General features: G+C 55.7%; 19 protein-coding genes, 1 other RNA gene and 1 pseudogene. 14 read left to right on the plus strand and 7 right to left on the minus strand.

From position 1 onward, the window contains the following. The first annotated feature begins 207 nt into the window (after nt 1–207). From QF043_RS02610 to QF043_RS02620, 3 genes are read left to right on the plus strand one after another with little or no spacing between them, the layout of a single operon-like run. The gene (locus tag QF043_RS02610; RefSeq protein WP_307417417.1) at nt 208–1095 is read left to right on the plus strand and encodes a hypothetical protein; all 888 of its coding nucleotides are present in this window, start codon (nt 208–210) and stop codon (nt 1093–1095) included. Between the two features lies 1 nt (nt 1096). Next, on the plus strand, nt 1097–2512 hold the full coding sequence (locus tag QF043_RS02615; protein WP_307417418.1) for a saccharopine dehydrogenase C-terminal domain-containing protein: 1416 nt from the start codon (nt 1097–1099) through the stop codon (nt 2510–2512). 16 nt (nt 2513–2528) lie between these two features. Beyond that, a complete protein-coding gene (locus QF043_RS02620) occupies nt 2529–3698 on the plus strand; it encodes an MFS transporter (RefSeq protein WP_307417419.1) in 1170 nt (389 codons plus the stop codon). 184 nt (nt 3699–3882) lie between these two features. Here QF043_RS02620 and QF043_RS02625 read toward each other — a convergent pair whose 3' ends face one another. Both QF043_RS02625 and QF043_RS02630 read right to left on the minus strand, forming a co-directional pair. Continuing rightward, nucleotides 3883–4143: a DUF6124 family protein gene (locus QF043_RS02625; RefSeq protein ID WP_307417420.1), complete on the minus strand. Its 261-nt coding sequence runs from the start codon at nt 4141–4143 to the stop codon at nt 3883–3885. Nucleotides 4144–4686: 543 nt separating this feature from the next. Continuing rightward, complete coding sequence (locus QF043_RS02630) at nt 4687–6591, minus strand: DUF6119 family protein (protein WP_307417421.1); 1905 nt, start codon at nt 6589–6591, stop codon at nt 4687–4689. A gap of 160 nt (nt 6592–6751) precedes the next feature. Between QF043_RS02630 and QF043_RS02635 the strand changes: the two genes are divergently transcribed. The 7 genes from QF043_RS02635 (at nt 6752) to QF043_RS02665 (ending at nt 15225) form a co-directional block, all read left to right on the plus strand. Next, the gene (locus QF043_RS02635; protein WP_307417422.1) at nt 6752–9154 is read left to right on the plus strand and encodes a type I restriction-modification system subunit M; all 2403 of its coding nucleotides are present in this window, start codon (nt 6752–6754) and stop codon (nt 9152–9154) included. After that, nucleotides 9151–10377 carry a restriction endonuclease subunit S gene (locus QF043_RS02640; RefSeq protein ID WP_307417423.1) on the plus strand — a complete coding sequence of 409 codons (1227 nt, stop codon included), beginning with the start codon at nt 9151–9153 and terminating at the stop codon, nt 10375–10377. Before QF043_RS02635 ends, QF043_RS02640 begins: the two co-directional genes overlap by 4 nt. Beyond that, nucleotides 10374–10694 (plus strand): helix-turn-helix domain-containing protein, encoded by a 321-nt coding sequence (locus tag QF043_RS02645; protein WP_307417424.1) that lies wholly within the window; start codon nt 10374–10376, stop codon nt 10692–10694. Before QF043_RS02640 ends, QF043_RS02645 begins: the two co-directional genes overlap by 4 nt. Then, nucleotides 10694–10996 (plus strand): winged helix-turn-helix transcriptional regulator, encoded by a 303-nt coding sequence (locus QF043_RS02650; protein WP_307417425.1) that lies wholly within the window; start codon nt 10694–10696, stop codon nt 10994–10996. Before QF043_RS02645 ends, QF043_RS02650 begins: the two co-directional genes overlap by 1 nt. Further along, nucleotides 10993–14109, plus strand: a complete 3117-nt coding sequence (locus QF043_RS02655; protein ID WP_307417426.1) for a type I restriction endonuclease subunit R — start codon at nt 10993–10995, stop codon at nt 14107–14109. Before QF043_RS02650 ends, QF043_RS02655 begins: the two co-directional genes overlap by 4 nt. After that, nucleotides 14109–14825 carry a M48 family metallopeptidase gene (locus tag QF043_RS02660; protein ID WP_307417427.1) on the plus strand — a complete coding sequence of 239 codons (717 nt, stop codon included), beginning with the start codon at nt 14109–14111 and terminating at the stop codon, nt 14823–14825. The genes QF043_RS02655 and QF043_RS02660 overlap by 1 nt, the downstream gene beginning before the upstream one ends. A 115-nt stretch (nt 14826–14940) precedes the next feature. After that, nucleotides 14941–15225 carry a LasR-specific antiactivator QslA gene (locus tag QF043_RS02665; RefSeq protein WP_307417428.1) on the plus strand — a complete coding sequence of 95 codons (285 nt, stop codon included), beginning with the start codon at nt 14941–14943 and terminating at the stop codon, nt 15223–15225. Here QF043_RS02665 and QF043_RS02670 read toward each other — a convergent pair. After that, complete coding sequence (locus tag QF043_RS02670; protein WP_307421566.1) at nt 15176–15382, minus strand: hypothetical protein; 207 nt, start codon at nt 15380–15382, stop codon at nt 15176–15178. The two genes, QF043_RS02665 and QF043_RS02670, sit on opposite strands and share 50 nt — an antisense overlap. A 913-nt stretch (nt 15383–16295) precedes the next feature. Here QF043_RS02670 and QF043_RS02675 point away from each other — a divergent pair. From QF043_RS02675 to QF043_RS02690, 4 genes are read left to right on the plus strand one after another with little or no spacing between them, the layout of a single operon-like run. Beyond that, the gene (locus tag QF043_RS02675; RefSeq protein ID WP_307417429.1) at nt 16296–17696 is read left to right on the plus strand and encodes a YfjI family protein; all 1401 of its coding nucleotides are present in this window, start codon (nt 16296–16298) and stop codon (nt 17694–17696) included. Further along, a complete protein-coding gene (locus QF043_RS02680; RefSeq protein WP_307417430.1) occupies nt 17689–18042 on the plus strand; it encodes a hypothetical protein in 354 nt (117 codons plus the stop codon). Before QF043_RS02675 ends, QF043_RS02680 begins: the two co-directional genes overlap by 8 nt. Then, nucleotides 18026–19006: an integrase domain-containing protein gene (locus QF043_RS02685; protein WP_307417431.1), complete on the plus strand. Its 981-nt coding sequence runs from the start codon at nt 18026–18028 to the stop codon at nt 19004–19006. Before QF043_RS02680 ends, QF043_RS02685 begins: the two co-directional genes overlap by 17 nt. After that, complete coding sequence (locus tag QF043_RS02690) at nt 19003–19272, plus strand: hypothetical protein (RefSeq protein ID WP_223518197.1); 270 nt, start codon at nt 19003–19005, stop codon at nt 19270–19272. Before QF043_RS02685 ends, QF043_RS02690 begins: the two co-directional genes overlap by 4 nt. A 166-nt stretch (nt 19273–19438) precedes the next feature. Here QF043_RS02690 and QF043_RS02695 read toward each other — a convergent pair whose 3' ends face one another. The 4 genes and pseudogenes from QF043_RS02695 to QF043_RS02710 all read right to left on the minus strand — a co-directional run bounded on the left by QF043_RS02695 (nt 19439) and on the right by QF043_RS02710 (nt 24611). Further along, nucleotides 19439–20695 (minus strand): integrase domain-containing protein, encoded by a 1257-nt coding sequence (locus QF043_RS02695; protein ID WP_014719966.1) that lies wholly within the window; start codon nt 20693–20695, stop codon nt 19439–19441. Nucleotides 20696–20879: 184 nt separating this feature from the next. Continuing rightward, nucleotides 20880–21276: a transfer-messenger RNA gene (ssrA, locus tag QF043_RS02700) on the minus strand. Nucleotides 21277–21380: 104 nt separating this feature from the next. Next, on the minus strand, nt 21381–21662 hold the full coding sequence (locus QF043_RS02705) for a hypothetical protein (protein WP_307417432.1): 282 nt from the start codon (nt 21660–21662) through the stop codon (nt 21381–21383). Nucleotides 21663–21787: 125 nt separating this feature from the next. Further along, a pseudogene (locus tag QF043_RS02710) lies at nt 21788–24611 on the minus strand (FAD-binding and (Fe-S)-binding domain-containing protein). Nucleotides 24612–24656 lie beyond the last annotated feature (45 nt).

Genomic DNA, 24656 nt, shown 5'->3' on the forward strand with positions numbered 1-24656 from the left:
TAAATAACCCATGCCGTTATTCACAAGATTGTTTTGTTGCAGTCAATTCGATGAAAGGTTTTTTATAACCTTATGACGTAACAGTATTGGTCTTTGAGATTTTTGCGATGTACTAATCGCTGCGTAATCACGCCGGGATCCAAAGAGATCAAGCCGTTCTCATACCAGGCTGTCACACCACTAGGAACGTAATCAGGACGGTGACTCATGGATGATCAACAGATAACCGAAGAAATAAAAGAGTGGTTTACCAGTTGCCTGGGCTGCGCAGCCGGGCGACGGGAGTTCAGTAAAAATCGTTATATGTTGGCGATTGCGCGGACCACGCAAGAGGCCAGGGACAGTTTTGAGGCGTATGTACGCGCCCTTGAAGCTCGAGAAGTAGTGGCCTGCCTGATTATCTGCCCGACCACCCACCCCGAGCAGCGCCAATACAGCGTGGCCCAGGAAGTACGGCGCCTGTCGGCGCTGTTCAGCCCGCTCAGTGAGTTCTCTGCCGAAGCATTGGCGACCGGCCATGCGCTGAATAAAAAGCTCTACCTGACGTGCCCGGTGACCAATGCCAAGGTGTTATTCGAAGACTTTGATGCGGTAGCGTTTTGCCCACAATCTGATGATTTAGAAGACGAACTTTATGACCCTTTGATGTCAGCACCGATTCCGGCAGTTAACTTCAACTCGGATGTTTATGCCTTTTCAATGTTCTGTCGCGACATGAGCCTGCAAAAGTTCAAACGCGAAGTCTATGAGTTGACCCCCGCAGAGCGCGGCCAACTCTACGAAGTGGTGTTACATGGTTGGCAACGTATTGCCGAAAGAACCTTGGGTAACTACATCGCCATGACCGATGTTCAAAAGTGCCCGGTGTACTTGCACGACAATAATCGGTACTGGTTCGCCAACCATCAGGACCCGGCGTTTGCCGAATCGGTAAAGGCCTTGTATCGGCACGATATGCCGTTGATCTACGTGCCGAAGATCTTTTGTGAATGGGAACAATATTTCGCCAGCGGGCGTATCCCGGACTTCAGCGAAACAGCCACGCCTGGCAGCCAGCACCTGGATACAGCTGAAACGACTCTTGAGGCCATTTGAAATGAGCAAGGACGCGAGTGTTTCCGGTAAAAAGTGGGTGTTCATCGGGTTCGGCTCGATCACCAAGGCGACCCTCGGGCTGCTGGTGAGCGCGCGTACATTCGAGCTTTCATCGGTGGTGGTGATCGCCCCGCAGATCGAGCAGCACCAGCCCTTTGTTGACCTCGGCGTGAGCTTTATCGACGTGGCGCTCACGCCCGAAAACATTGGTGGCGTGCTACGCGACGTGGTCCGTCAGGGGGATTTCATCGTCAACCTGTCGGTGAATGTGAGCAGCGCCGACCTGATCCGCTTTGCCCATGCCCACGGCGCGCTGTACCTCGACACCTGCATTGAGCCCTGGGCCGGTACCTACAACGAACCGAGCCTGAGCACCTCGCAGCGTTCCAACTACGCGTTACGCGACCAGCTGCTGTCGCTGAGAAGTGAGCTGGGCCCAGGCCCGACAGCGGTGGTGACCCATGGCGCGAACCCGGGTCTGGTGTCGCACTTCGTCAAATCTGCATTGTTGCAGCTCGCGGCGAAACTCGACGTGAGCGTCCCAGGCGGCCAAGAGGGCGTGGCCTGGGGCGAGCTGGCGATGGCACTGAACGTCAAGGTGATCCACATTGCCGAGCGCGACACTCAGCGCTCATCACGCATCAAAACCGACGACGAGTTCGTCAACACCTGGTCCGTCGACGGCTTCGTCAGCGAAGCCGGCCAGCCTGCCGAACTGGGCTGGGGCTCCCACGAGAAAACCTGGCCGCCGTTCGCCCATCATCATCAGTTCGGCTCCAATAACGCCATTTACCTGGAGCGCCCCGGCGCCTCGGTGTCGGTGAAAACCTGGACACCCAATGGCGGCCCCTGCACCGGCCTGCTGATTACTCACAATGAAGCCATCTCGCTGCCCGACTTTCTGACCGTCAAAGTGGGCGAGACGCTGCTGTACCGGCCCACCGTGCATTACGCCTATCACCCTTGCGACGATGCGCTGTTGTCGGTGCATGAATATGTCGGCCGAGGCTGGAAGCTCCAGGACACCAAGCGAATCATGAGCGACGAGATTGCCCCTGGTGGCGTCGATGCACTGGGCGTTTTGCTCATGGGCCACGCCCTGAATGCCTACTGGTACGGCTCGATCCTGAGCATCGACGAAGCGCGCCAGATTGCCCCGTTCAACACCGCCACCAGCCTGCAAGTGGCCGCCGGTGTGTACTCGGGTATTCTCTGGGCCATCGAAAACCCCGACCGTGGCATCGTCGAGCCGGAACAGATGGACCACCAACGCGTGCTGGAAATTGCTCTACCCTTCCTTGGCAGCCTCCAAGGCATCCAGACCGACTGGACGCCGCTGGACACCATCAATGCCCTGTTCCACAAGCCCGAAGGTGAGTTGTGCCCGTGGCAGTTCGAACACTTTACGGCGGTTTAACCCAGGCCTGTCACCCATGGAAAGTCCGAGCATCGAATACACCGACAAACAGCGCTGGTTTGCCCTGACCAAGATCAACACCCTCTCGGCACTCTCGCAGATCGTGCAGATCGGCACCGTCACGCCACTGCTGTCGCTGTCGCTGGAACAGCAAGGCGTGGAGCCGGCCAAGATCGGCGTGATCGTCAGCGCCTCGTGGCTGGCGATCCTGCTGCTGTACAAATGGGTACCGCGTTTGCTCGCCCACCTGGGGCTGGTCAAGACCAACATCCTCAGTGCGGTGCTCACCGTGGGCGCATTGATCGGCATGACCCTGACCCACCACCTGGTACTGATTTTTGCGCTGAATTTTGTCCTCGGTATCGGCCTGATCCTGCGCTGGATCGCCTGCGATACCTGGATCGTCGCCGTCGCCTCCAAAGACGAACGCGGCCGCGCGATCGGCGTGCACGAAACCCTCATGGGCCTGGGCATCGCCGTCGGCCCGTTGCTGCTGGTGGTCTTCGGTGTCGGCAGCGCCACGCCTTACTACGCCTGCGCCGTCATCGTCCTGCTCTCCGGCCTACTGGCGCTCACCCTCAAACCCTACGACACCCAACCACAAACCCCGGCAGAAAAACGCCACGGCAAATTATTCAGCCTCATCCCCACCGCCCTCTGCGGCGCATTTATCGCCGGCTTCGCCGAAACCTCATCCGTATCATTCCTGGCCGGCTACAGCCTCTCGGCCGGCTACCTGCTCACCGCCGCAACCCTGCTGATCTCCGTCTTCGGCATCGGCGGCACCCTCCTGCAACTGCCCATCGGCTGGATGGCCGACCGCAGCTCCTACAAAATCGGCCAATTGGTCTGCGGGTTGGTCTTGCTGCTGGGCACATTCGCCATTCCATTCAGCCAGCCGCTTCCCTGGTTGGCGACGCTTATCGTGTTTTTGTGGGGCGGGGCGATTGGCGGCATGAACACTTTGGCAGTGATCGAGGCGGGGGATCGGGTGGGGGAGCATCAGGTGTCTACGGCGATGACGGCGATTGCGATGTTTTATACGTTGGGGAGTGTGTTGGGGCCGATTGTTACGGGGGGGATGGTTTCTTATGTGAGTGGGCATGGGTTGATGATATCGGTGGGGGTGGTGGGGGTGGTTTTTGTGGGGGTGTTGGTGTTGCGTAGAGATACGGCGCGGGGGTGATTGGGGGGGATTTCAGGTACAAAAAAAGACGTCCGTGGACGTCTTTTTTGTTGCGGTGGTAGGGCGGGGTTACCTGTGGACATTGGGTTCAGACCGGGTTTATTTCGAGTGCGCGAAGGTACGCCGAGGACTGAAGACTCTTAAGGCCGAGTTGCTGCGTAGCGACTCGGCCTTTTGATTTTTGCTACTGCGGGGACGGTGATGTGTCGGTCGTGGGGTGCAGTACGGACAACACCCGCTCGATCAGTAATTCACCCAGGACGATTAATTGTTGGCTGCCCAAAAGCTTTTGACGGTTTTCGCCTTCGAGTTCGAAGGCCAGGTCAGTGGTGATAGCGTTCAGCGAGGCCAGGGTTTCGCTGGCTTGAATCAGGAGGGTTTCGGGGTCGATGTTTTGAGCGACCTTGAAAAGGCTCGCTGGAGGATTGGGGGTGATTTTTTTCATGATGAAGCTCCCACACTGTTTAAGGAGCCGCCGCCCCCTGCTGTCAAACAGGATTGGGTGGCAGCTGTACGCGGGTTGACAGACCGGAAGTGTAGGAACCCGGCGCACCCGAAGATGCCCCACGCACAGCCGCCATGAACGAGACGGGATGCGTGAAGCATGCCGTTAAATCATGGGGTGTGAAAGGTTACACTTTTCGGCCTGTCAAAGCCGGTCGCTGATGAGTAGCGACGGGGGAACGTTAGCGTTGTGGTGGGGGGTGCGCCAGTTCATCAACGGCGCGACATCTTGAAGGAAAAATCCGAAGGCCCGCCGGCTGGGCTTTCCAGCCTTCAGAAACAACAAAACCCGCACTAGGCGGGTTTTGTCGATGCTTCGAATTGGTGGGCCGGGGTAAGTTGAACTGGTTAAGTAACGTTATGATTTATTTGGTTAATATCTTTTTTCGTTTTCTCTTGGAATACCATTTGGAATACCGTGCCAAAAAATTGAATTTAATTTTGTCGCCAATTTTGGCAAGAGCAAGACCAATAGTTAAGGGGGTTAAGGTTTAGCAGGGCGCTTATGGGGGCCAGAGATCGGCTTTTTGGCCTTGATTGCAGGCTTTTTTGGTTTGGCACTTTTCGCCGGAGGCTTGGGAGTCAGTTTCTCGATGATTTCCTTACGGATATTCATACCGGTGCGTTTCAGCCTATCACTGGCGGCCATTAAGCTGACTTTACTGAAAAATGGTATGCCGATAGTGCCGTCAACATACCTATGACGCATGATTCCATAAACAACGGTGTATTCGCCCCGATCCACTTCACGCTTGCGCCCGTCCGGAAGGGTTCCGACGAAGGCAGATCCGCCTTTCGTTGCCGTGACCGTGTCTTTTAGCTTTCGGCGAAACTCGCTGTCGGCAACAAAAGCCTCGGCGCTGACAACACCCTGCATCCATAAGTGACTGATCGGCCCAGACGACTCTCCATCTTTAAGATGAATGAAGTATTTATCGTTTGAATAAAAATCACAGGGTTCCAGGTTGGCGGCGACAACGCCTTCCGGATTGATTTTTGTACGATCAAGCTTGACCAGATCAGACCGGTTTTTTAACAGATCTACGATTAGCTCTTCTTCATTTAGGCAGTGGGTCGGCCCGATGATTACGATGTCTTCAATGCTGTCAAAGTGCTCATCGACCCTGTCCTTGAACTTTTTCGAAATTTTGTACCACTTGCCTGCGAACAATACGTAGTTTGTAGGCGCTGGTGTCGACAGGATCGCCTCCCAATTGAGGCAATCATAAACCTTCCAGCCGGGCTCAATGGCGCCGGTGTTCAGGTTTTCGGTGCGGATTTTGTGAGACGCTTTTATCTCCTGGATCGTGTGCGTGCAACCCATTCGATTAAGCTCTGCGGCATAATCCTCGATTGAAAGCTTGGTGAATTCAGGCTTGCGGCTATTGAAACCCGAATATTGAAGGGAGGTTCCCTCAACGTAGTTTTGGATTTCCGGAGGGGACATATGTAGCAGGCTCTTTGATCCGCTCCGGATTGCTTGGATTTCCTGGAAGAGGAGTCTGTCCAAGCGCCTAAGTCGAGATGGATTTGCCTCAACTTTGACGTTGTCAAACCACGCATAGTCTTTCTTATACGTCTTAGATTTGAAGGCACTCAAGATCTCTACGCATTTGCTGTGGAATTGCGATGGCGTTAGCGGAATGTCCAGACTGAGAGCATCTTTTCCTGCGACGAATTTGGCGAAGGCGTCGTCTTCGGGCTTGCCTCCTGCAACCCTTGCGAGGTCTCGCAGGGTGTCTACCCCGAATTGGCTAAAATCGGAAAGCCTACTGGCCTGAACCCGCCGCTGAAACGTGACTGCATCCGGAGTCGCTAAGTCGAGACTCAGAAGGCTTCCCCTTCTTACAGTATTTAAGGCAACCTTCAGTCCGAATTGATGCACGAATGCATCGTCGTTCAAGGTGATGTGTGCATATCCAAAGCACAGCGCCATCCACCTCTGCTCTACGCTCAAGAACAAAATCGCCGCTGAACCACTTGAATGCAGCGCGTCGAACGGATCGCTGACAAAGCCCTGAAGGAGGCTCAGCCATTCAGGTACGGTGTCGTAGACTTGGCCATAGTAGAGGACGCCTTCACCGTCACCATCCCAGTCCTGACCTTTTAGCTCGCGCGCGCCACCTGGCCCATAAGCAGCGCTGATTGCATCAGCTGGATTTTTTTTAGGCTTGAGTAGCCTGACGGTGATCGAGTTAACAGCGTTCCGTGCCATCTTAGATCTCCACTTAGGCGCCAATGCAGATATCTTGCGGATTTCCAGATTCTGATGGTCGTAATGGCAAATTGCAATGCTGGTCCACGTGTTGTCTTCCTGCCAGCTCTCGACCTTGAGCGAAACGGCGGTCCCGATCCCGGCGGGATGAAAAATGTATAGAATGGTGCCCATTCTGAGCTGGCAGTTTGAATCCAATCACTCCGGGAAAAGCTCACCCGCTTTGCAGCGACACTCATGCGGCAGTGGCTGCAATTACTTCAGCGAAAATGACGAATGATATGCCATCAGGCCAGGCCTGGTGGTTCAGAAAGCTACGGAAATCTCATCACTCATGGCCATCAAAAAATCAGAGCTCTACTCGTCATTATGGTCTTCCTGCGACGAGTTGCGCGGCAGCATGGACCCGAGCCAATACAAGGACTATGTCCTTGTGCTGTTGTTCATTAAGTACGTCAGTGACAAGTACGCAGGCCAGCCCTTTGCCCCGATTACCATCCCAAAGGGTGCCAGCTTTGCCGACATGGTTGAGCTTAAAGGCAAGCCGGATATTGGCGATCAGATCAACAAGAAGATCATGGCGCCTCTGGCCAGTGCTAACAAGCTGTCCGATTTGCCGGATTTCGACGATAGCAACAAGCTCGGCACCGATAAGGAAAAGGTCGAGCGTCTCACTAACCTGATCACTATCTTTGAGAATCCAGCGCTCGACTTCTCAAAGAACCGTGCGGCTCACGATGACATTTTGGGGGATGCGTACGAATTTCTTATGCAGCACTTCGCCAAGGATTCGGGCAAGAGCAAGGGCCAGTTTTATACCCCGGCCGAGGTGAGCAAGGTCATCGCCAAAATCATCGGTATCGGGCAGGCGAAAACCAGCAGCGACACCAGCGTCTATGACCCGACTTGCGGCTCGGGTTCGCTTCTGCTCAAGGTTGCCGACGAAGCCGGAACGCCTGTGACCCTTTATGGTCAGGAAAAGGACTCGGCCACCAGTGGGTTGGCGCGTATGAACATGATTTTGCACGACAATCCCGCGGCGCTAATTGCCCAGGGGAATACTCTAACCAGCCCTGCTTTCACGCTTAAAGCGGGTAATTATGACCTGCTCAAGAACTTCGACTACGTTGTGGCGAACCCACCTTTTTCAGATAAACGTTGGAGCACTGGGCTGGACCCACTGAATGATCCTTACAACCGCTTCGAAACCTTTGGTGCGCCTCCAGCCAAACAGGGTGACTACGCCTACTTGCTGCATATCATCCGATCACTAAAAAGTGAGGGCAAGGCCGCCTGCATCTTGCCGCACGGCGTACTGTTTCGCGGTAATGCCGAGGCCGAAATCCGCCGTAAGTTGATCCGTCACGGCTACATCAAAGGCATCATCGGCCTGCCGGCCAACTTGTTCTACGGTACCAGTATCCCTGCCTGCATTATTGTTATCGACAAGGAACATGCGACGGGGCGCAAAGGCATCTTTATGCTCGACGCCAGTGCTGGTTTCATCAAGGACGGTCCGAAGAACCGCCTGCGTGAGCAAGATGTTCATAAAATCGTCGATGCTTTCGCCCGTCAGGACGACAGTGAGCCACGTTACGCTCGTATGGTGAGTTTTGAGGAAATCGAAAAGAACGACTTTAACCTCAACCTGCCGCGCTACATCGACAGCACCCAAGCTGAAGACAAGCAAGACATCGAAGGCCATCTCAAAGGTGGGATTCCGGCCTCTGATATCGAGGCGCTAGCCGGTTATTGGGCTGTATGCCCCCAGCTCAAGGCTGCGTTGTTTAGCGCCAACCGCCCCGGTTACTTTGATTTGACCGTGGGCAAAGCCGAGATTAAATCCTGCATTTTTGGACATCCGCAATTCGTCGATTTTATTGCCGGTATGGCCACACATTTTGATGATTGGCGTGTACCTGCGACGAAAACCCTCAAGGCTCTGCAACTGGGCTTCCATCCCAAGCAACTGATCCATGAAGTTGCTGAAAGCCTGCTGCTGCACTATCAGAACCAGCCGCTGATCGACGCCTATGACGTTTACCAGCATCTGATGGATTACTGGGCCAGCGTGATGCAGGACGACGCCTACCTGATTGCTGCTGACGGCTGGAAGGCCGTGACTTACCGCGTTATTGAGAAGGACAAGAAGGGCAAGGAAAAGGACAAAGGCTGGGCCTGTGACCTGTTGCCTAAAACTCTGATCGTCGCCCGCTACTTCGGAGCTGAGCAGGCGAAGATCGACCAAGTTTGTACCGACCTTGAGGCGACCAATGTTGCCCAGGCAGAGTTGGAGGAGGAACACAGCGGCGAGGAAGGCATATTCGCTGATCTCGAGAAGATCAACGCCGCCATCGTAAAAGAGCGCATAAAAGACGTCGGTAAGGAAGCTGCCGAGGAATTGGCCGTGCTTAAGCAATGGCAAGCGCTGGCAGCCCAGGAAACTGCGCTGAAAAAGCTGCTTAAAGAGCTAGAGGCTGATCTGGACGAAAAGGCGTATGCCAAGTACCCGCTCCTGACTGAGGTGGAAATCAAGCAATTGGCCGTGGATGACAAGTGGCTGGGTACCTTGAAGACCTCCATTAGCGGGGAGATGGATCGTGTTAGTCAGACCCTGACCCTACGTGTGAAGGAACTGGCTGAACGTTATGAAACTCCGTTGCCGCAATTGACCTGTCGCATTAGCGAGTTGGAAGCCAAGGTGGCCGAGCATCTGAAAATGATGGGGTTTGTATGAAGCCTGGTTACAAACAAACTGACGTGGGAATTATTCCAGAAGATTGGCGTTATTTACCAATCACAAAGGTTGCTCGTCTAGAGAGTGGCCATACACCGAGCAAGCGCCGCTCGGATTATTGGGGTGGTGGTATCAATTGGGTTTCCTTGTTTGATAGTAAGGGGCTATCAAGGAATGAGATATCTACTACCGAAAAAACCATAACAGAGGAGGGACTGAATAATTCTTCGGCGAGGCTCCTACCTGCTGGGACTGTTGTTTTTTCGCGTACTGCGACTGTAGGGAAAACTTCAGTTATGGCCTCATCTATGGCTACTAGCCAAGATTTTGCAAATTATATTTGTGGTTCGGATTTGCATAACATTTTTTTGGTTTACCTTTTTCGCGGCATGGGGCGTACTTGGAAAACGCTCATGGCAGGTAGTATCCACAATACCATTTACATGCCTACATTCAAGGCATTGAAAATTCCAGTTCCTCCGCTTCCTGAACAAAAAGCTATTGCCGCAGCTTTGAGCGATACGGATGAGCTGATCGAATCGTTGGAAAAACTGCTCACCAAAAAACGTGAGATCAAGCAAGGCACGATGCGAGAATTGCTCACTGGCCTGCGCCGCCTTCCGGGGTTCAGTGCTGAATGGGAAACAAAGAGGCTTAATCAGCTAGCGGATATTCGCAGTGGTGGGACACCCAGTACTTCTCAATCGGAATACTGGGATGGTGATATTTTATGGTGCACTCCCACCGATATTACACGATTGAATGGCCATAAGTATCTTTCGGATACAAGTCGGAAAATCACTTTGCTTGGGTTACACGTAAGTTCGTCAGAGTTGATTCCAGAAAACTCGATTATTATGACTTCACGGGCAACGATAGGCGAGTGCGCGATCAATCTGCGGCCGCTATGCACGAATCAAGGCTTCAAGAATTTTATTCCGTTCGATGGAGTTAGCTTCGAATTTCTTTATTACTTGTTGTCAGCTCAGAAACAAAAATTTATCTCTCTATGCGGTGGGAGTACCTTCTTGGAAATAAGTAAGTCGCAGTTGGTAGTTTATGAGGTGCAGGTGCCAGACGAAAAAGAGCAAACGGCTATCGCATCTATTCTCTCCGCTATTGACGCCGAACTTACTACCCTAGAAACCAAACTCCAGAAAGCTCACCGCCTCAAACAAGGCATGATGCAGGAACTCCTCACTGGAAGGATTCGATTGGTATGAGTGAACACCAGCAGCGGGAATGGAAGGCCGCGTGGCGCGACGAGTATCTAAAGTGGATATGCGGTTTCGCCAATGCTGATGGTGGCGTGCTGGAGATTGACCGCAGCGATGCTGGCGAACCGATGGGAGTGGCCGACGTGGTACGCCGGCTGGAGGAGATCCCGAACAAGGTGCGCGACGTGCTGGGGATCATGGTAGATGTGAACCTGCGCGAGGAAGCTGGCAAGGCACTGCTGGAGATTGTGGTGCCGGCATACCCAAGCCCGGTAAGCTACAAAGGCGAGTTCCGTTTTTTGATAGTAGCCTGTCGGGGTTGATGATTACCTTTCGAGCCGATCCGGGGCAACTTGCCGAGGCCCTGGGCGAAGAAGTAAGACTGGATTTGGAGGAAACCCCGACGGAGCCACCGCTGGTTACTCAAGAAACCAGCTCGAAAACGGCACAGGGAAAAATTCTGGCTCTATTACGTCAGCAGCCGACGACAACCAGGCGCGAGTTGGCAACGCAACTCGGTCTGAGTGCTGATGAGATCAAATATCATCTAAACAAGCTGCGAGCGGCCGGGGTGATCCGGCATGTTGGCCCAACCAAGAATGGACGCTGGGAAATACTCAAATGACCGATATCGGCAAAGCAGAACGCGTGACACAAAACCGTGTGGCTAAGTTGTTTGTTGATGCATTAGGTTATAGGCATCTCGGCGACTGGGCAGAGCGCGCCAACAACAGCAATATCGAAGAGGGATTACTCAGTCCTTACTTGGGCGGAGCGGGTTATAACCAAGCGCAAATCAATGCGGTGCTGCACAAGCTCACCACTGAGGCCAACAAATCCGACCGCACTCTGTATGGCACCAATCAAGCTGTTTATCAGTTGCTGCGCTACGGTGTGCCGGTGAAAACCGAAGTCGGCAAGGTGACCGAGACGGTGCATCTGATCAACTGGGTTGAGCCGCTGAAAAATGATTTTGCTATTGCCGAGGAGGTTACGCTCAAGGGCAGCCTGGAGCGTCGGCCGGATATCGTGCTCTATGTGAACGGTATCGCTATTGGTGTACTGGAGCTGAAGAACAGCCGCATTAGCATTGGTGACGGTATGCGCCAGAGCTTGTCCAACCAGCAGCCTGAATTCAATGAATGGTTCTTTAGTACGGTGCAGTTTGTCTTTGCCGGCAATGACTCTGAAGGTCTGCGCTACGGTACCACCGGCACTCAGGAAAAGTATTTCCTGACCTGGAAGGAAGATGATTCCGATAACAGCCACTACAAGCTGGACAAGTACCTGCTAAAAATGTGCGAAAAGGCCCGGCTGATCGAGCTGATGCACGATTTTGTGCTGTTTGACGGCGGTGTGAAAAAGCTGCCGCGAGTGCACCAGTACTTCGGCATCAAGGCTGCGCAGGGGCATGTGAAGCAGCGCCAGGGCGGTATTATTTGGCACACTCAGGGCGCAGGTAAAAGCATTTTAATGGTGTTGCTGGCCAAGTGGATTTTGGAGAACAACCCACACGCCCGCGTGGCCATAATCACTGACCGTGACGAGCTGGATAAGCAAATTGAAAGGGTATTCCGCGATGCTGGCGAAACCATTTGCCGTACGGGCAGTGGCCAGGAGCTTATGCGCCAGCTCAGCCAGCCAAGCCCACGTCTGCTGTGCTCGCTGGTCCATAAATTTGGCGGCTCTACCAAAGGTAAAGATGACAAGGCCTTCGATGCCTTTATCAAGGAATTGCAGGCCCAACCCAGCCAGACCATGGGCGAGCTGTTTGTGTTTGTCGATGAGTGCCACCGGACTCAGGGCGGTCGGCTCAATCGAGTGATGAAGGCGTTGATGCCCAATGCGGTGTTCATAGGCTTCACCGGTACGCCGCTGCTCAAACAGGACAAGGCCACCAGCCTGGAAGTGTTTGGTGGTTACATTCATACCTACAAGTTTAGTGAGGCGGTGGAAGATGGGGTGGTGCTGGACCTGCTCTACGAAGCCCGTGACATTGACACCAGGCTGGGGTCTTCAGAGAAAATTGATCAGTGGTTTGAGAACAGCACCAAGGCATTGAACAAGTGGCAGAAGGATGAACTGAAGCAGAAGTGGGGCACCATGCAGAATGTGCTCAGCTCCAAGACGCGTATGGACCGCGTGGTGGCGGATATCATCTTCGACTTCAGTACCAAGCCGCGTCTGTCCAGCCTGCGCGGCAACGCTATTTTTGTTGCCTCCAGCATCTATGAGGCCTGCAAGTACTTCACGCTGTTCCAGAAGTCATTGTTCAAGAGCAAGTGCGCAATCATCACGTCCTACAACCCGCTAGCCAAGGATGTGACGCTGGAAGAAACCGGCGCCAATACTGAAACCGACAAGCAGTTTATCTACAGCACCTACATGGATCTGCTGGAGGGTGTACAGGCAAAGCCTGGCATGTCTAAAACTGAAACCTATGAAGAACGGGCCAAGGCGCTGTTTATCAAGGAACCGGCCAACATGAGGCTCTTGGTGGTGGTGGACAAATTGCTCACCGGCTTTGACGCGCCACCGTGCAGTTATCTGTATATCGACAAATCGATGCATGACCATGGCCTGTTTCAAGCCATCTGCCGCACCAATCGACTGGATGGCGAGGACAAAGAGTTTGGCTATGTTGTCGACTATAAGGACTTGTTCAAGAGTGTTGAGAATGCCATTGCGGTCTACACCTCAGAGCTGGATCACAGCGCTGGCGGGGTAGATCCAGAAGTGCTGTTGCACGATCGTTTGACGCAGGGCAAGGAACGGCTGGACGATGCATTGGAAGCGCTGGCACTGTTGTGTGAGCCGGTAGCTCCACCTAAGGATGAGTTGGCACATATTCAATATTTCTGCGGCAATACCGAGATAGCAGATGATCTGCAAAACCGCGAACCACAGCGAGTAGCCCTTTACAGGGCCGTAGTTATGCTGTTGCGCGCGTATGCGAATCTGGCTGATGAGATGGAAGCGGCAGGTTACAGCTTGGCGCAGATTGGAGAGATCAAGCGCAAGCGTGATCGATACCTGATGCTGCGCGAAATCATCCGAATGGCCAGCGGAGAGACGCTCGACATCAAGCCGTTTGAAGCGGACATGCGGCATTTGATCGATACCTATATTGAGGCCAGCGAATCGCGCAAAATTTCCCCCTTTGACAATATAGGGTTGCTGGACTTGATCGTGACGACGGGTATTGGCCAGGCCATTGCCGAGAAATTGGGTGAGATGAAAGGCAATCAGGGAGCGGTAGCCGAAACGATTGAGAACAACGTTCGCAGCAAGATCATCAAGGAAAACCTGACCGACCCGGCTTACTTCGCAAAAATGTCGGCGCTGCTTGATGAAATCATCAAGCTGCGTAAGGAAAAGGCCATCGAATACGAAGAGTACCTCAAGCGTATTGGTGAGCTAGCGATCAAAGTGCAAGCGGGCAAGGTGCAGGGCACACCGCAAGTGCTGAACACTCCTGGCAAGCTGGCGCTCTACAACAACCTGACGCCAAAGAACTCGGTGGGCGAGCCGGCAATGCCCTATGGTCAGTCGAGTGAGAACGCTTATTTGGATCTAGCGTTGAAGATAGACAAAGCCGTTAAACAGGCACGACCTGATGGTTGGCGCGGCATACAGGCGAAGGAGATGATGATCAAGCAGGCTATGTACAAGGTTTTGGACGATGAGGAAGAGGTCGATCGTCTGTTTCAAATCATATTTGCTCAGCAGGAATATTGATGTCCGAGCATATTGACCTTGGTGATATCCGTGTCGAGGTTCAGAGAAAGAACAATAAGCACGCGCACCTCTATGTCTATCCGCCCGAGGGGCGGGTGCATATATCTGCCCCTCTGCACATGGGCCTGGATGCTCTGCGAGCGTTCGCTATTTCTCGGCTGAGCTGGATTAAGGCGCAGCAGCGGCAAATGCGTGCCCAACCCCGCGAGACGCAACGTGAGTACCTGAATCGCGAAAGCCATCAGGTGTGGGGGAGGCGCTATTTGTTGGAGATTATTGAGGTAAATGCAGCGCCAGTTGTCGAGCTAAAGCATTCCACGCTGGTGTTGCAGATACGTCCTGATAGTGACGAAGCTTGGCGTGAGGCGTTGCTGGAACGCTGGTATCGCGAGCAGTTGCGGGCGAAGCTGCCCGTGCTGCTGGGCAAGTGGCAGCCTTTGATAGGGGTTAACGTTCGACGTATCTTGGTACAACGCATGAAAACCCGCTGGGGGGGATGCAAGCCGAGCACCGGTAATATTCGGCTGAACACTGAGCTGGCGAAAAAGCCGCCGGAGTGTTTGGAGTATATTCTGGTACATGAGCTGGTGCACCTGATCGAACCTACTCACAACGCCCGGTTTCTAGCTCTGATGGATAAACTCATGCCCTACTGGCGGCAAATCAAAGACGAGTTGAACCGTTTACCGGTCCGGCATGAAGAGTGGGATCACTGAAATATTTGAAATAGGGTTAGCAAGTTCTACCTTGAGTGAGCCTTTACACGTCAGGGTAATACTCAGGCCGGAGCCAACTGGTGCAGACGACGTTAGCTCCAGTATCATTTGGGTCATGCTCCATCCGCTCCCACGTTGGTCTGGTGGTGAGTTCTCTATTCCCTCTGCTGAAGGCTGTCCCGGTATCCGAACACTATGGGGCAATGAGTTCCGCTCGCTGATTGAGTGCGGCGTTAGGTGCGCTGAGGCCTGGCTAGATGACTCATCATTACCGCTGTGGTGGCAGATGGCGCGAGATCCCCAAGAAGCATTTGAAGCAGGCTTTCTGCTGCGGTTGCAGCAGACGCTGATCATGCGGCGCGAGGCCCCCACTTCCCAATCAACCAGCTTTGATGCATGAGTTTGTAACTGAGGTTTGAGACTTCGTTTTTCCCGCCAAACCCTCCGATCAAGCGATCTTTGATCGCGCCGATCGGAGGGTTCACTTGCTTTTTATCGCAGCGACCTTGTTCCACCTGCCCATTTTCAAATTTGATTAACGCCACGCTTGCTTTCACCCGTCAGTAATCCCCCCGCGATTTCTATCGAGCGCAGTATCATTTCACTGTGCGTGCGCATCTTTCGTTGGGCGTGGATGTAGGTGTGGTGACAGCGGCGACGCCGGCGACAACCCACGTAGAACGTGACCTGGAGCTTGGCGACAGACGTGGCGACAGTCGCCACTTTCTGAACGCATTGGCGGTGACGCTTGACCGCCTTTTCGAGTGGGTATAAAAATTGGCGCACGGATCGCTGTCGTTGACAGCACCTGCCCAGGTAGCCAGAACCTTCAAGGCTACGCCACTTGTGTGGTGGTTCTCCCAAAGTGCGATTAGCATCCGGCGGCTCGCACGGTCACTCCCCAAGAGTGATGGATGCCTACTCGACTGATCTGTCCACTGCGGCAGATGATGGACCTACCTCGCTGCGCTGCAGCAACCTCACATTTCGGCACACTTCGCTGCGCCCGTCTCCGCCCGTCTCTTTCTCCTGGAAAGAGACGGGCGCTCGTAGCACTGCTGCAAGCCACGTCGTACAAGGCATTGCCGCAACTCTCCTCGTGACAATCGGCCTGACAAATCCGATTCGTCGCCCTCCGCAACGACACAGGCACCGGTGCCGCAGCCCATGGAAAGGCTGCCCCTGACTGACAGTCAGGTATGCCCCAGGTTTCTAGGTCTTTGCCTTCTCCCTCCCAGGATCTCCAGGTGCCGAACTCGTCAGTCGGCACAGCCTCCACCCGCCCGCATCTTCGGATGCGTCTAAGGAGGCCAGAGTCATGGGTTCATGCCCTTGCTCCCGGTCGTAAGGAGCCGTTCGTTCCACGTCAGTGAACACCTCACAGGCCGCAGGGGCCTTGATCCCTGATAACACTCAACAGCCGTGGCGGGACTACGTGAGGACAACCAGCAATGAACGAGGAGAGGGCCCATGCAGCAGTTAGATCCGAAGCTTGAACTACCACAACCACCTCGACCGCTGATTGAGTCGAATCCCGTGGCCCAGTCTTATCCGGTGCAGGCGCTCGGGGGGATTCTTGGGCCTGCGGTGGAGCGCATGGCCGAGGTCATCGGCGTGCCCCAGGCGCTGGCCGCGCAATCGGTGTTGGCCGCCTCGGCCCTGGCCACTCAAGGTCATGCGGGCTTACAACTCGACGGGAGACATTATCCCCTGTCGTTGTACCTGATCACGGTGGCTGCGTCCGGTGATCGCAAGACCGCGGCAGACCGATCCGCACTGCTGCCAGCGCGCCAATGGGAGCGTGAACAGTGGCAACACTATCGTGAGCAGCTCTTTCGGTACCGTGCCGCACAGCGACAAGCGCAGCGTATCAATCCTGCCGATCCCGCCCCCACAAACAGCGTACCGCTCGAAGCGGAGCCTTCGGCCCCTCGGTTGATCACCACAGACCCGACGATCGAGGCCCTGATCAAGGGGCTCTGCCATGACTTGCCGAGTATGGGGCTGTTCTGTGACGAGGGAGGACAATTCCTTGGCAGCAGCACCATGAGTCGGGACAACCGTTTGAAAGCGGTCACGACCTTGTCGTCACTCTGGGACGGTAGCCCGATTGATCGTGCTCGCTCTATGGCAGGCGAAAGCCTAAGAGCCTATGACCGACGCCTGAGCCTGCACCTGATGCTGCAACCGTATTTGGCCATGCAGTTACTCAGTGACCCGTTGCTGCAGGGCCAAGGCATTCTAGGGCGCTGCTTGATGACCTGGCCCATCAGTCTAGCCGGGCAACGTAGCTACCAGGCTGTTGACTTGTCCAAAGACGCCGCCCTCAAGCGCTATCATTACCGCCTTTCGGCTCTGTTTTATCAGCCTTGGTCACTTTCCGCTGACGGCGCCTTGCAGCTGTCAAAGCTGAGCCTCAGTCCGCTGGCGCGTCGTCGCTGGATTGATTTGCATGATGCTATCGAGGCTCAGCTGGGGGAGTTTGGCGAGCTGGCCAGCGTACGGCCCAGCGGATCAAAGGCCGCCGATAACCTGCTGCGCATCGCCGGCATTCTTGCAGTTGTGGAGGAGAGCAGCGTCGTGGAGGTCGACCATATCCAACGGGCCTCCGCTTTAGTCGGCTACTACCTCACCGAGATCCAGCGCCTGACTGAGCAGGAGCCAGTGTGTCGAGTAAAAGAGGAGGCAGACCGGCTGCTGCGATGGCTACAGGTCAAAGATTGGAAGCGTTTCAGTATTCGTGAATTGAATCGCAACGGTCCCCGCTTTGCCCGCAAAAGCAGTCGTCATGCCGCCAAGCTGCTGGTCGAGTTGATTGATCATCAGTGGTTGATCACCGATGGCCACACCTTCGAGGTGCGCCATGTTTAATCTTGATGAAGCGCTGCGCAACCATCTGGCTCAGCGTCAAAAGGAGCCCAAAGCTCGATTTGTCGCCGCTACTGTCGCCACTTTGTCGCCACGCTCAAAACCAGGCAGGACGAGGGTTGTCGCCGCTGTCGCCAGTGTCGCCACCACCCATAAAGCTATCGCCTCTACGACAGCCATTATTCAATCGTTGAAAGAGGAGGGTGCGCATCTTTACGTCACCGACAACACGCTGTGTTTTCGCCCGACTGATTGGGCTCAGTTCGCGATTGTAAGTGCGCACTGGCGAGCCCTTTTGCATGATCTCGCGGCAGTCGATCAGGAACAGATAAATGGCTCGGGTCGGTAAGCGAGCGGGGCGCAATTTCGGCTTCGGTCGCCAGCTTAGCTATGCTGGACCGCAAGCACTGAAAGACCTGTTTGGCGACGGCCATTTTGCTACCGTCAAAGCCCATAGTGATCGCTGGCAGGCGTTCGTGCATTGGTGTCGATCCGATGAAGGACCGAGGGTCAACGACGCGCGCCAGATAGGCCGCGAGATCCTCATGCGGTACGCCGTCCACGTGCGGGAGCAGGTTGATCAGGGCAACGTCGGCATTGCCACCGCGCAGAACCGACTGTCCAGCGTGAACCGAACGATGGCCGCGCTGCGCGGTGATCAGTACGTCAAAATCCCGAGTCCGAGTAAGGCGCTGGGCTTGCAGCGCTCAAGCGTGCGTAGTGAGGCTCCGCAAGGCCAAGACCGTACGCAGGTCAAGTTGATCGTAGGGGCGCTGTCAGATCGTCAGCAATCGAGGGTGAGTTCCATTGTGCTCCTCGCCCGTGAGACTGGTATGCGCCTGCGCGAAGCGATCCTGGCCGATCTGCCCCGACTGCAACGTGAGGTTCGGCAACTGGGCAAGATCAACATCCAGGATGGCACCAAAGGTGGCCGATCAGGGGCCTCGGCACCGCGCTGGATTACGGTAACGGATCAAGTTCGCGATGCCCTGGATTGGGCCCGCGCGACCTCACCCAATGGCAGCCGGAATTTGTTGGCGCCCGGCGAAAGCTACAAAGACTTTATGCGGGCAGTTGTGCGACCGGCACGGGACATCCTGCATGAGCATGGATTGAAAGGTTTTCATGAGCTGCGGGCGGCTTACGCCTGTGAGCGCTATGAGCAGCTAATCGGCTTTCCTGCACCCGTTAATGGCGGTCGTATTCATCAAGAGGATCGAGCACTCGATCGGCGAGCCCGTAAGCAGATCAGCCACGAGTTGGGACATAACCGCATCGATGTGGTGAGTGCCTACATCGGAGGCCAGCGATGACGGCCGAGTTCGACATAGCGTTGTTCCTGCGCCCCATGCTCAAAGGAGCACATGCCACGCAACAGCGGCACATCAGGCAAGCAGAAAGGATGCACGAGGTGATTCGTGAACGCTGGGGTTGCGCGACTCCCTGGTCCTGGAGAGAAAAGCACGTGAGATGGTTTCTGGAGCACTATTTGCGATGCTCAGCTCCAGCTACCATCTACTACTACGAGTTAACAGCGGGGTTGATCCGCCGTAGAAAGGCAAAAGTCGTGGTTGCCTGATAGACCTTTAAGCGTGAGCCCCTGAGTATGGGAATGCGGAGCCTTCCCATACTCAGGGGCTTGGCTGAAAAAGCGCAGGCATACCAGAGATCTGGCAACTGTCGTCACTCCTTTCGGCCTACTACACGACACGGATCGTAGCCGGTGGCGCATACCTTTTGGATGTTCAGCGAATCGGTACGACGTTGCGATCTCTGGTTTGATTGATGGCCGATGCCGACAGGCTGCCGGTGGCCGCCTTCTGGATATGTTCACTCCACCAAGCCATCATCGGACGCCGGCGTTCGATGTAATCCGTCCGGTTGTAGGCGCTACGAACTTCGTCCTTGTCGACATGCGCCAGTGCGACCTCAATCAGCTCCGGATCCCAGCCATGCTCATTCAGGATGGTGCTCGCCATCGAGCGCAAGCCGTGGCTGACTAGACGGTCCTGAAAGCCCATGCGCTTCAACGCCATATTGGCGGTCTGGCTATTGGCATGGGTGCGGGGATTTCTATCTGACGGGAACACGTACTCTCTGTTACCGCTGAGTTGCTTGAGCGTCTCCAGTAACGAAAGTGCCTGATCGGTAAGAGGGATTGTGTGCGGCCGACGCTTTTTCATGCGCTCTGGCGGAATGGTCCAAATGCGCTTGTCGAAGTCGATATCTGCCCATCGTGTGGTAGCTGCTTCGGCAGGGCGGGTCATCGTGTGCAGTTGCCATTCGATCAGGCAGCGGGTCGTGCGCTTGATGCTGGCGTTCGCGATTTCCATCATGAGCTCGGGAAGCTCCTCAGGTGGTAGCGCAGCCATGTTCTCTTTCTTGGGTTTCTTGAACACCGCCCGAATTCCATTGAGGGGGTTCGCGAATATCAACCCGGAGTTGACCCCGTAGGTCATGATCTCGTTGAGTCGTTGGCTCAATCGTTTCACGGTTTCGAGGCTCCCTTTGGCCTCGATCGGACGAAGGATCTTGATAACCATTGGAGCAGTGATTTGAGAGAGCGGCGTTGTTTTCATACTTGGGAAAACATGAAGCGTGAGCGATCTCCAAATGTCTTCGGCGTAGGCTTTGGTTACGGAGTCTTTCTTCAGCTCGAACCAGGCTGTGGCCACCTTCTCGAAAGTGTGTTCAGTCTCAGCAAGTTTGGCTTGCCTTACCTCATCACGCTGGGTTTTGGGATCAGTGCCCAAAGCGAGCAGCTCACGTGCCTCTGCGGCTTTCTTCCGGGCGTTGGCTAGCGAGAGGTCAGGGTATGGACCAAGCGCCATGTTGATGCGGCTTCTGGTCAACGGCTCGCGGTAATTGAAATTCCACATCATCGAGCCGCTGGCGCGTACTCGAAGTTGCAAGCCATCGCCGTCGCTGAGGACGAAGTCTTTACCAGTTGCCTTGACCGCCTTGAGCTGGCGATCGGAGAGGCGGGTTGCGTTAGTAGGCATGGGGCTACCTCCAGCACCGTTTTGGTATCCTGAAAATAGCATTTGGTAGTCCGGGATACCACCTGGGATACCAAAGCGGCTGGAACTCCGAAACTCTCCAAAGCTCCCATAAGCGCTGAAGACCCTTTATTTACTGAATTCAGGCACAAAAAAAGACGTCCGTGGACGTCTTTAGATGATCAAATGGTGGAGCCGGGGGGATTTGAACCCCCGTCCGCCAGTACTCCGCTGTCGGTACTACATGCGTAGCCGTTTCTATTAAGTTAACCCTCAGCGACCCGAAGGGCAGGGTGCTTTGGGCGAGTTGTGTAAGTTTTAGCCGCTTCGTCCACAACGTACTGCACGGCGATTCTGTTCTATATGACAATCACTTTGGGTTTACAGACATCCCCTGGTGATTGCTGGACCCGAAGGTACCAGAAGCTCAGGGCTAAGGCTGCTTACGCAGCGAGAGCGAATTCCTGGCCGTAGTTTTCGTCATTGGCAACTATAAGAAGTTGCAACAGTGGATTTACGAGTTCTGTTACCAACTCGGCATGCACCTAAAGTTTCGCGACCGGCGTCGAATCCTAAACGGCCCCGTGCTTGTAACTCGTTGTTTCTTAGTGAGTGACAAGCCTGTGCAGTGTACGCCAAACCGTCACGGAAGGCCAACCCGAAGGTTGGCCTTGAGCGCGCAAGGGGCTTATTGGCCGCCTTTATCGCTGTTCTGCAGGTCCTGCAGCGCCTTGGAGGTGATGTCGATGCACTTTTTGTCATCACCGGCGGCGTGCGCGGCCTTGGCCTGGGAGACGGCGGTGTCGATTTCGCCACTTTTGCCACTGGTATCGGTGGCGAGCAGGGCTTTGCCGTTGTTGATTTTATCCAGGTTGATTTGGCAGAGGTCGTCTGCCTTCCCGGCTGCAAACACAGGCGAGGCCAGTATCGCGGCGGTGATGAACAAGCCAGCAAGAGCAGTACGCTTCATGGGGTATCTCCTTGAGCAAATAAGGCTCGATGCTGCGCCGAGGCGGGGCAGCCAGCGAGGTCACGGGTGAGCCTCGTTCGCCGAGGCCTATTCAAATGACTGCGCCGGCACGCAGGGGTTCTGTTTTATTTGCAGGTTTCATGGGCGCGGGCCTGGGTGACGCGGTCCACGAGGTACACCAGGCCGTGGTAATCAATGCCGCCATGCTGGCTCAGGCCGATCTCGCAGGTGCGGCTGGTGGAAATGCCTTCGCTGCAATGTTGCACCGCGTCCTTGAGCGAGCGCAGTGAGTGGGCGTTGAGTTCCGGGGTGGTGAAGCCTTTGTCGCCGGCGAAGCCACAGCAGTGAATGCCTTCCGGGATCACCACGGTGGTGGCGCAGCGCCGCGCAAGGTCGATCAAGGCCTGGCTTTCGCCCAGGTGTTGGGTGCTGCAGGTGACGTGCACGGCGATCGGGGCTTCTTGTGGGGTGAAGTCGAGACGGTCCATCAGGTGGGTGCGGATAAAGCGCACCGGGTCGTAGAGGTCCAGGCGGGTTTCGCCGAGGTCTTGCACCAGCCGCAGGGTGCAGGGGCTGGTGTCGCAGTAGATCGGGTCGAGGCCGCCACGGCTGGCGTGGAGCAGGGCGCCGATCAGTTCCTGGCGCTTGTGTTCGGCTTGTTCGGCGTAGCCTTTGGAGGCGAATGGCTGGCCGCAGCACAGGCTGTCCTGGTTGTCGGGGAGCACGACTTGGTAACCGGCTTTTTCCAGCAAGCCGCGGGTTTTGTCGTACAGCGACATTTGCTCTTTATCGTCGGCTGATGGGCCCATGGCGCGTGAGACGCAGGCGGCCAGGTAAACCACGCGCGGGCGCTCGTCTGTCACTGCCGGGCTGAAGCGAATGGCTTTTTCCGGCTGCGGCATGGCGTTGGTCCACTGCGGGATCTGCCCCTTGGACAGCTGTGTGATTTTGGCCGAGAGCTTCGCCAGGCGGGGCGCGCCCAGCAGCATGCGCGCGCCATTGGCCACATGCAGGGTAAAGCGCGCACCTTGCAGGGCCGTGGCGAAATGGCTGGCCAGCCAGTCGGCGGTTTTCGTACGGTCGGCGTCACGGGCGCGCAGCTTTTTCACCAGGTCGCCGGTATTGATGCCCACCGGGCAGCGTTGCGCGCACAAGCCGGTGGCGGCGCAGGTGTCGATGCCTTGGTAGTGGTAGGCGGCTTCCAGTTCGGTGGTGTCGAAGCCTGCGCGTTTCTTTGCCTGGATATCGCGCCAGATCACGATGCGCTGGCGCGGGCTGAGCGTGAGGCCTTTGGAGGGGCACACCCGGCTCACAGAAGCCACATTCAATGCATTTATCCACAAGCTCGTCGGCGGCGGGCAGTGGCTTAAGGTGCTTGAGATGGATTTGCGGGTCTTCGCTCAGCACCACGTCGGGGTTGAGAATACCGTTGGGGTCGAGCAGGCGTTTAAGTTGCCACATCAACTGGTAGGCATCGCTGCCCCATTCCAGTTCGACGAAGGGCGCCATATTGCGGCCGGTGCCGTGTTCGGCTTTCAGCGAACCGCCGAATTCCACGGCGACCAATTGCGCCACGTCGTCCATGAACGCTTGGTAGCGTGCGACTTCTTCCGCGCTGTTGAAGCCTTGGGTGAAGACAAAGTGCAGATTGCCTTCTAGGGCGTGTCCGAAAAGGATGGCTTCGTCGTAGTGATGTTTGTCGAACAACTCGATCAAGCGGTTTACGCCGATAGCCAGTTGCTCGACCGGGAAGGTCACGTCTTCGATGATCACGGTGGTGCCGGTTTTACGCACGGCGCCGACGGCCGGGAAGGTGTCTTTGCGGATGGCCCACAGGCGGGCGTTTTCCAGCGGGTCTTGGGTGAAGTCGACCTGTTTTTCCATCGGGAAAGCCGCCAGGGAGGCCATGATCAGCGCCAGTTGTTCCTGCAGCAGTGATGGCGATGCGGCCCGGGATTCGATCAATAGCGCGCAGGCGTTTTCCGATAACTGCTGTACGAAAGCCGGCATGCCCGGTTTGTCCTGCACCGAGCGCATGCTGCGCCGGTCCAGCAGCTCAACGGCGGAGACGGGTTGGGTTTTGAGTATCGTCACGGCATTGCAGCAGGTTTCCACGTCCGGGAACACAATCAGCGCTGAGGCCTTGTTCGGGTGGTCAATCACCGTGTCGTAGGTGACTGCGCTGATAAAACCGAGGGTGCCTTCGGAGCCCACCAGCAGATGGCTGAGGATATCCAGGGGTTCATCGAAATCCACCAAGGCGTTGAGTGACAGGCCAGTGGTGTTTTTCAGACGGTATTTGTGGCGGATTTTGGCAGCCAGTTCGGCATTTGCCCGCGTTTCCCGGCCCAGCGTGGCCAAGCGCTCCAGCAACTCGCCATGCTGTCGGCGAAAGGCGCTGACACTGGCCGCATCCTCGGTATCCAGGCGGCTGCCGTCTGCCAGCACCAGGCGGATGCCGGCCAGGGTGTGATAGGTGTTTTGCGCGGTGCCGCAGCACATGCCGCTGGCATTGTTGGCGACTATGCCGCCGATCTTGCAGGCGTTGATCGAGGCCGGGTCCGGGCCGATCTTGCGCCCGAACGGCGCCAGCCACGCATTGGCCTGGGCGCCGATTACGCCGGGCTGCAGGCGAATCTGTGTGCCTTGGCCACGAATCTCGCGGCCGTTCCAATTGTCCCCCAGCACGATCAGCACCGAATCGCTAATGGCCTGGCCGGACAGGCTGGTGCCGGCTGCGCGGAAGGTCACGGGGACGCGGTCGCGCTGGGCCAGATGCAGCAGCGCCACGACTTCGTCTTCCGACTCCACGCGAACCACCAGCTGTGGGATCAGTCGGTAAAAGCTGGCGTCAGTGCCGAAGGCAAGGGTGGAAAGAGGGTCGTCAAAGCGACGATCTTTCGGGATCAGTTGTGCGACGTCGCTCAGGAAAGCAGCAGGCAGGCTCATCGGTCCTCCAGAAATAGCTGACGCCGGAACCGTTGTCCGGCGTCG

Source organism: Pseudomonas sp. W3I7 (assembly GCF_030816095.1).
Taxonomy (GTDB): Bacteria; Pseudomonadota; Gammaproteobacteria; order Pseudomonadales; family Pseudomonadaceae; genus Aquipseudomonas; species Aquipseudomonas salomonii.

Bases quoted from the DNA above. Each gene is read 5' to 3' on its own strand.
- QF043_RS02610 (WP_307417417.1), top strand. From the start codon at position 208: ATGGATGATCAACAGATAACCGAAGAAATAAAAGAGTGGTTTACCAGT.
- QF043_RS02615 (WP_307417418.1), top strand. From the start codon at position 1,097: ATGAGCAAGGACGCGAGTGTTTCCGGTAAAAAGTGGGTGTTCATCGGG.
- QF043_RS02620 (WP_307417419.1), top strand. From the start codon at position 2,529: ATGGAAAGTCCGAGCATCGAATACACCGACAAACAGCGCTGGTTTGCC.
- QF043_RS02625 (WP_307417420.1), bottom strand. From the start codon at position 4,143: ATGAAAAAAATCACCCCCAATCCTCCAGCGAGCCTTTTCAAGGTCGCT.
- QF043_RS02630 (WP_307417421.1), bottom strand. From the start codon at position 6,591: ATGGGCACCATTCTATACATTTTTCATCCCGCCGGGATCGGGACCGCC.
- QF043_RS02635 (WP_307417422.1), top strand. From the start codon at position 6,752: ATGGCCATCAAAAAATCAGAGCTCTACTCGTCATTATGGTCTTCCTGC.
- QF043_RS02640 (WP_307417423.1), top strand. From the start codon at position 9,151: ATGAAGCCTGGTTACAAACAAACTGACGTGGGAATTATTCCAGAAGAT.
- QF043_RS02645 (WP_307417424.1), top strand. From the start codon at position 10,374: ATGAGTGAACACCAGCAGCGGGAATGGAAGGCCGCGTGGCGCGACGAG.
- QF043_RS02650 (WP_307417425.1), top strand. From the start codon at position 10,694: ATGATTACCTTTCGAGCCGATCCGGGGCAACTTGCCGAGGCCCTGGGC.
- QF043_RS02655 (WP_307417426.1), top strand. From the start codon at position 10,993: ATGACCGATATCGGCAAAGCAGAACGCGTGACACAAAACCGTGTGGCT.
- QF043_RS02660 (WP_307417427.1), top strand. From the start codon at position 14,109: ATGTCCGAGCATATTGACCTTGGTGATATCCGTGTCGAGGTTCAGAGA.
- QF043_RS02665 (WP_307417428.1), top strand. From the start codon at position 14,941: ATGCTCCATCCGCTCCCACGTTGGTCTGGTGGTGAGTTCTCTATTCCC.
- QF043_RS02675 (WP_307417429.1), top strand. From the start codon at position 16,296: ATGCAGCAGTTAGATCCGAAGCTTGAACTACCACAACCACCTCGACCG.
- QF043_RS02680 (WP_307417430.1), top strand. From the start codon at position 17,689: ATGTTTAATCTTGATGAAGCGCTGCGCAACCATCTGGCTCAGCGTCAA.
- QF043_RS02685 (WP_307417431.1), top strand. From the start codon at position 18,026: ATGGCTCGGGTCGGTAAGCGAGCGGGGCGCAATTTCGGCTTCGGTCGC.
- QF043_RS02690 (WP_223518197.1), top strand. From the start codon at position 19,003: ATGACGGCCGAGTTCGACATAGCGTTGTTCCTGCGCCCCATGCTCAAA.
- QF043_RS02695 (WP_014719966.1), bottom strand. From the start codon at position 20,695: ATGCCTACTAACGCAACCCGCCTCTCCGATCGCCAGCTCAAGGCGGTC.
- QF043_RS02705 (WP_307417432.1), bottom strand. From the start codon at position 21,662: ATGAAGCGTACTGCTCTTGCTGGCTTGTTCATCACCGCCGCGATACTG.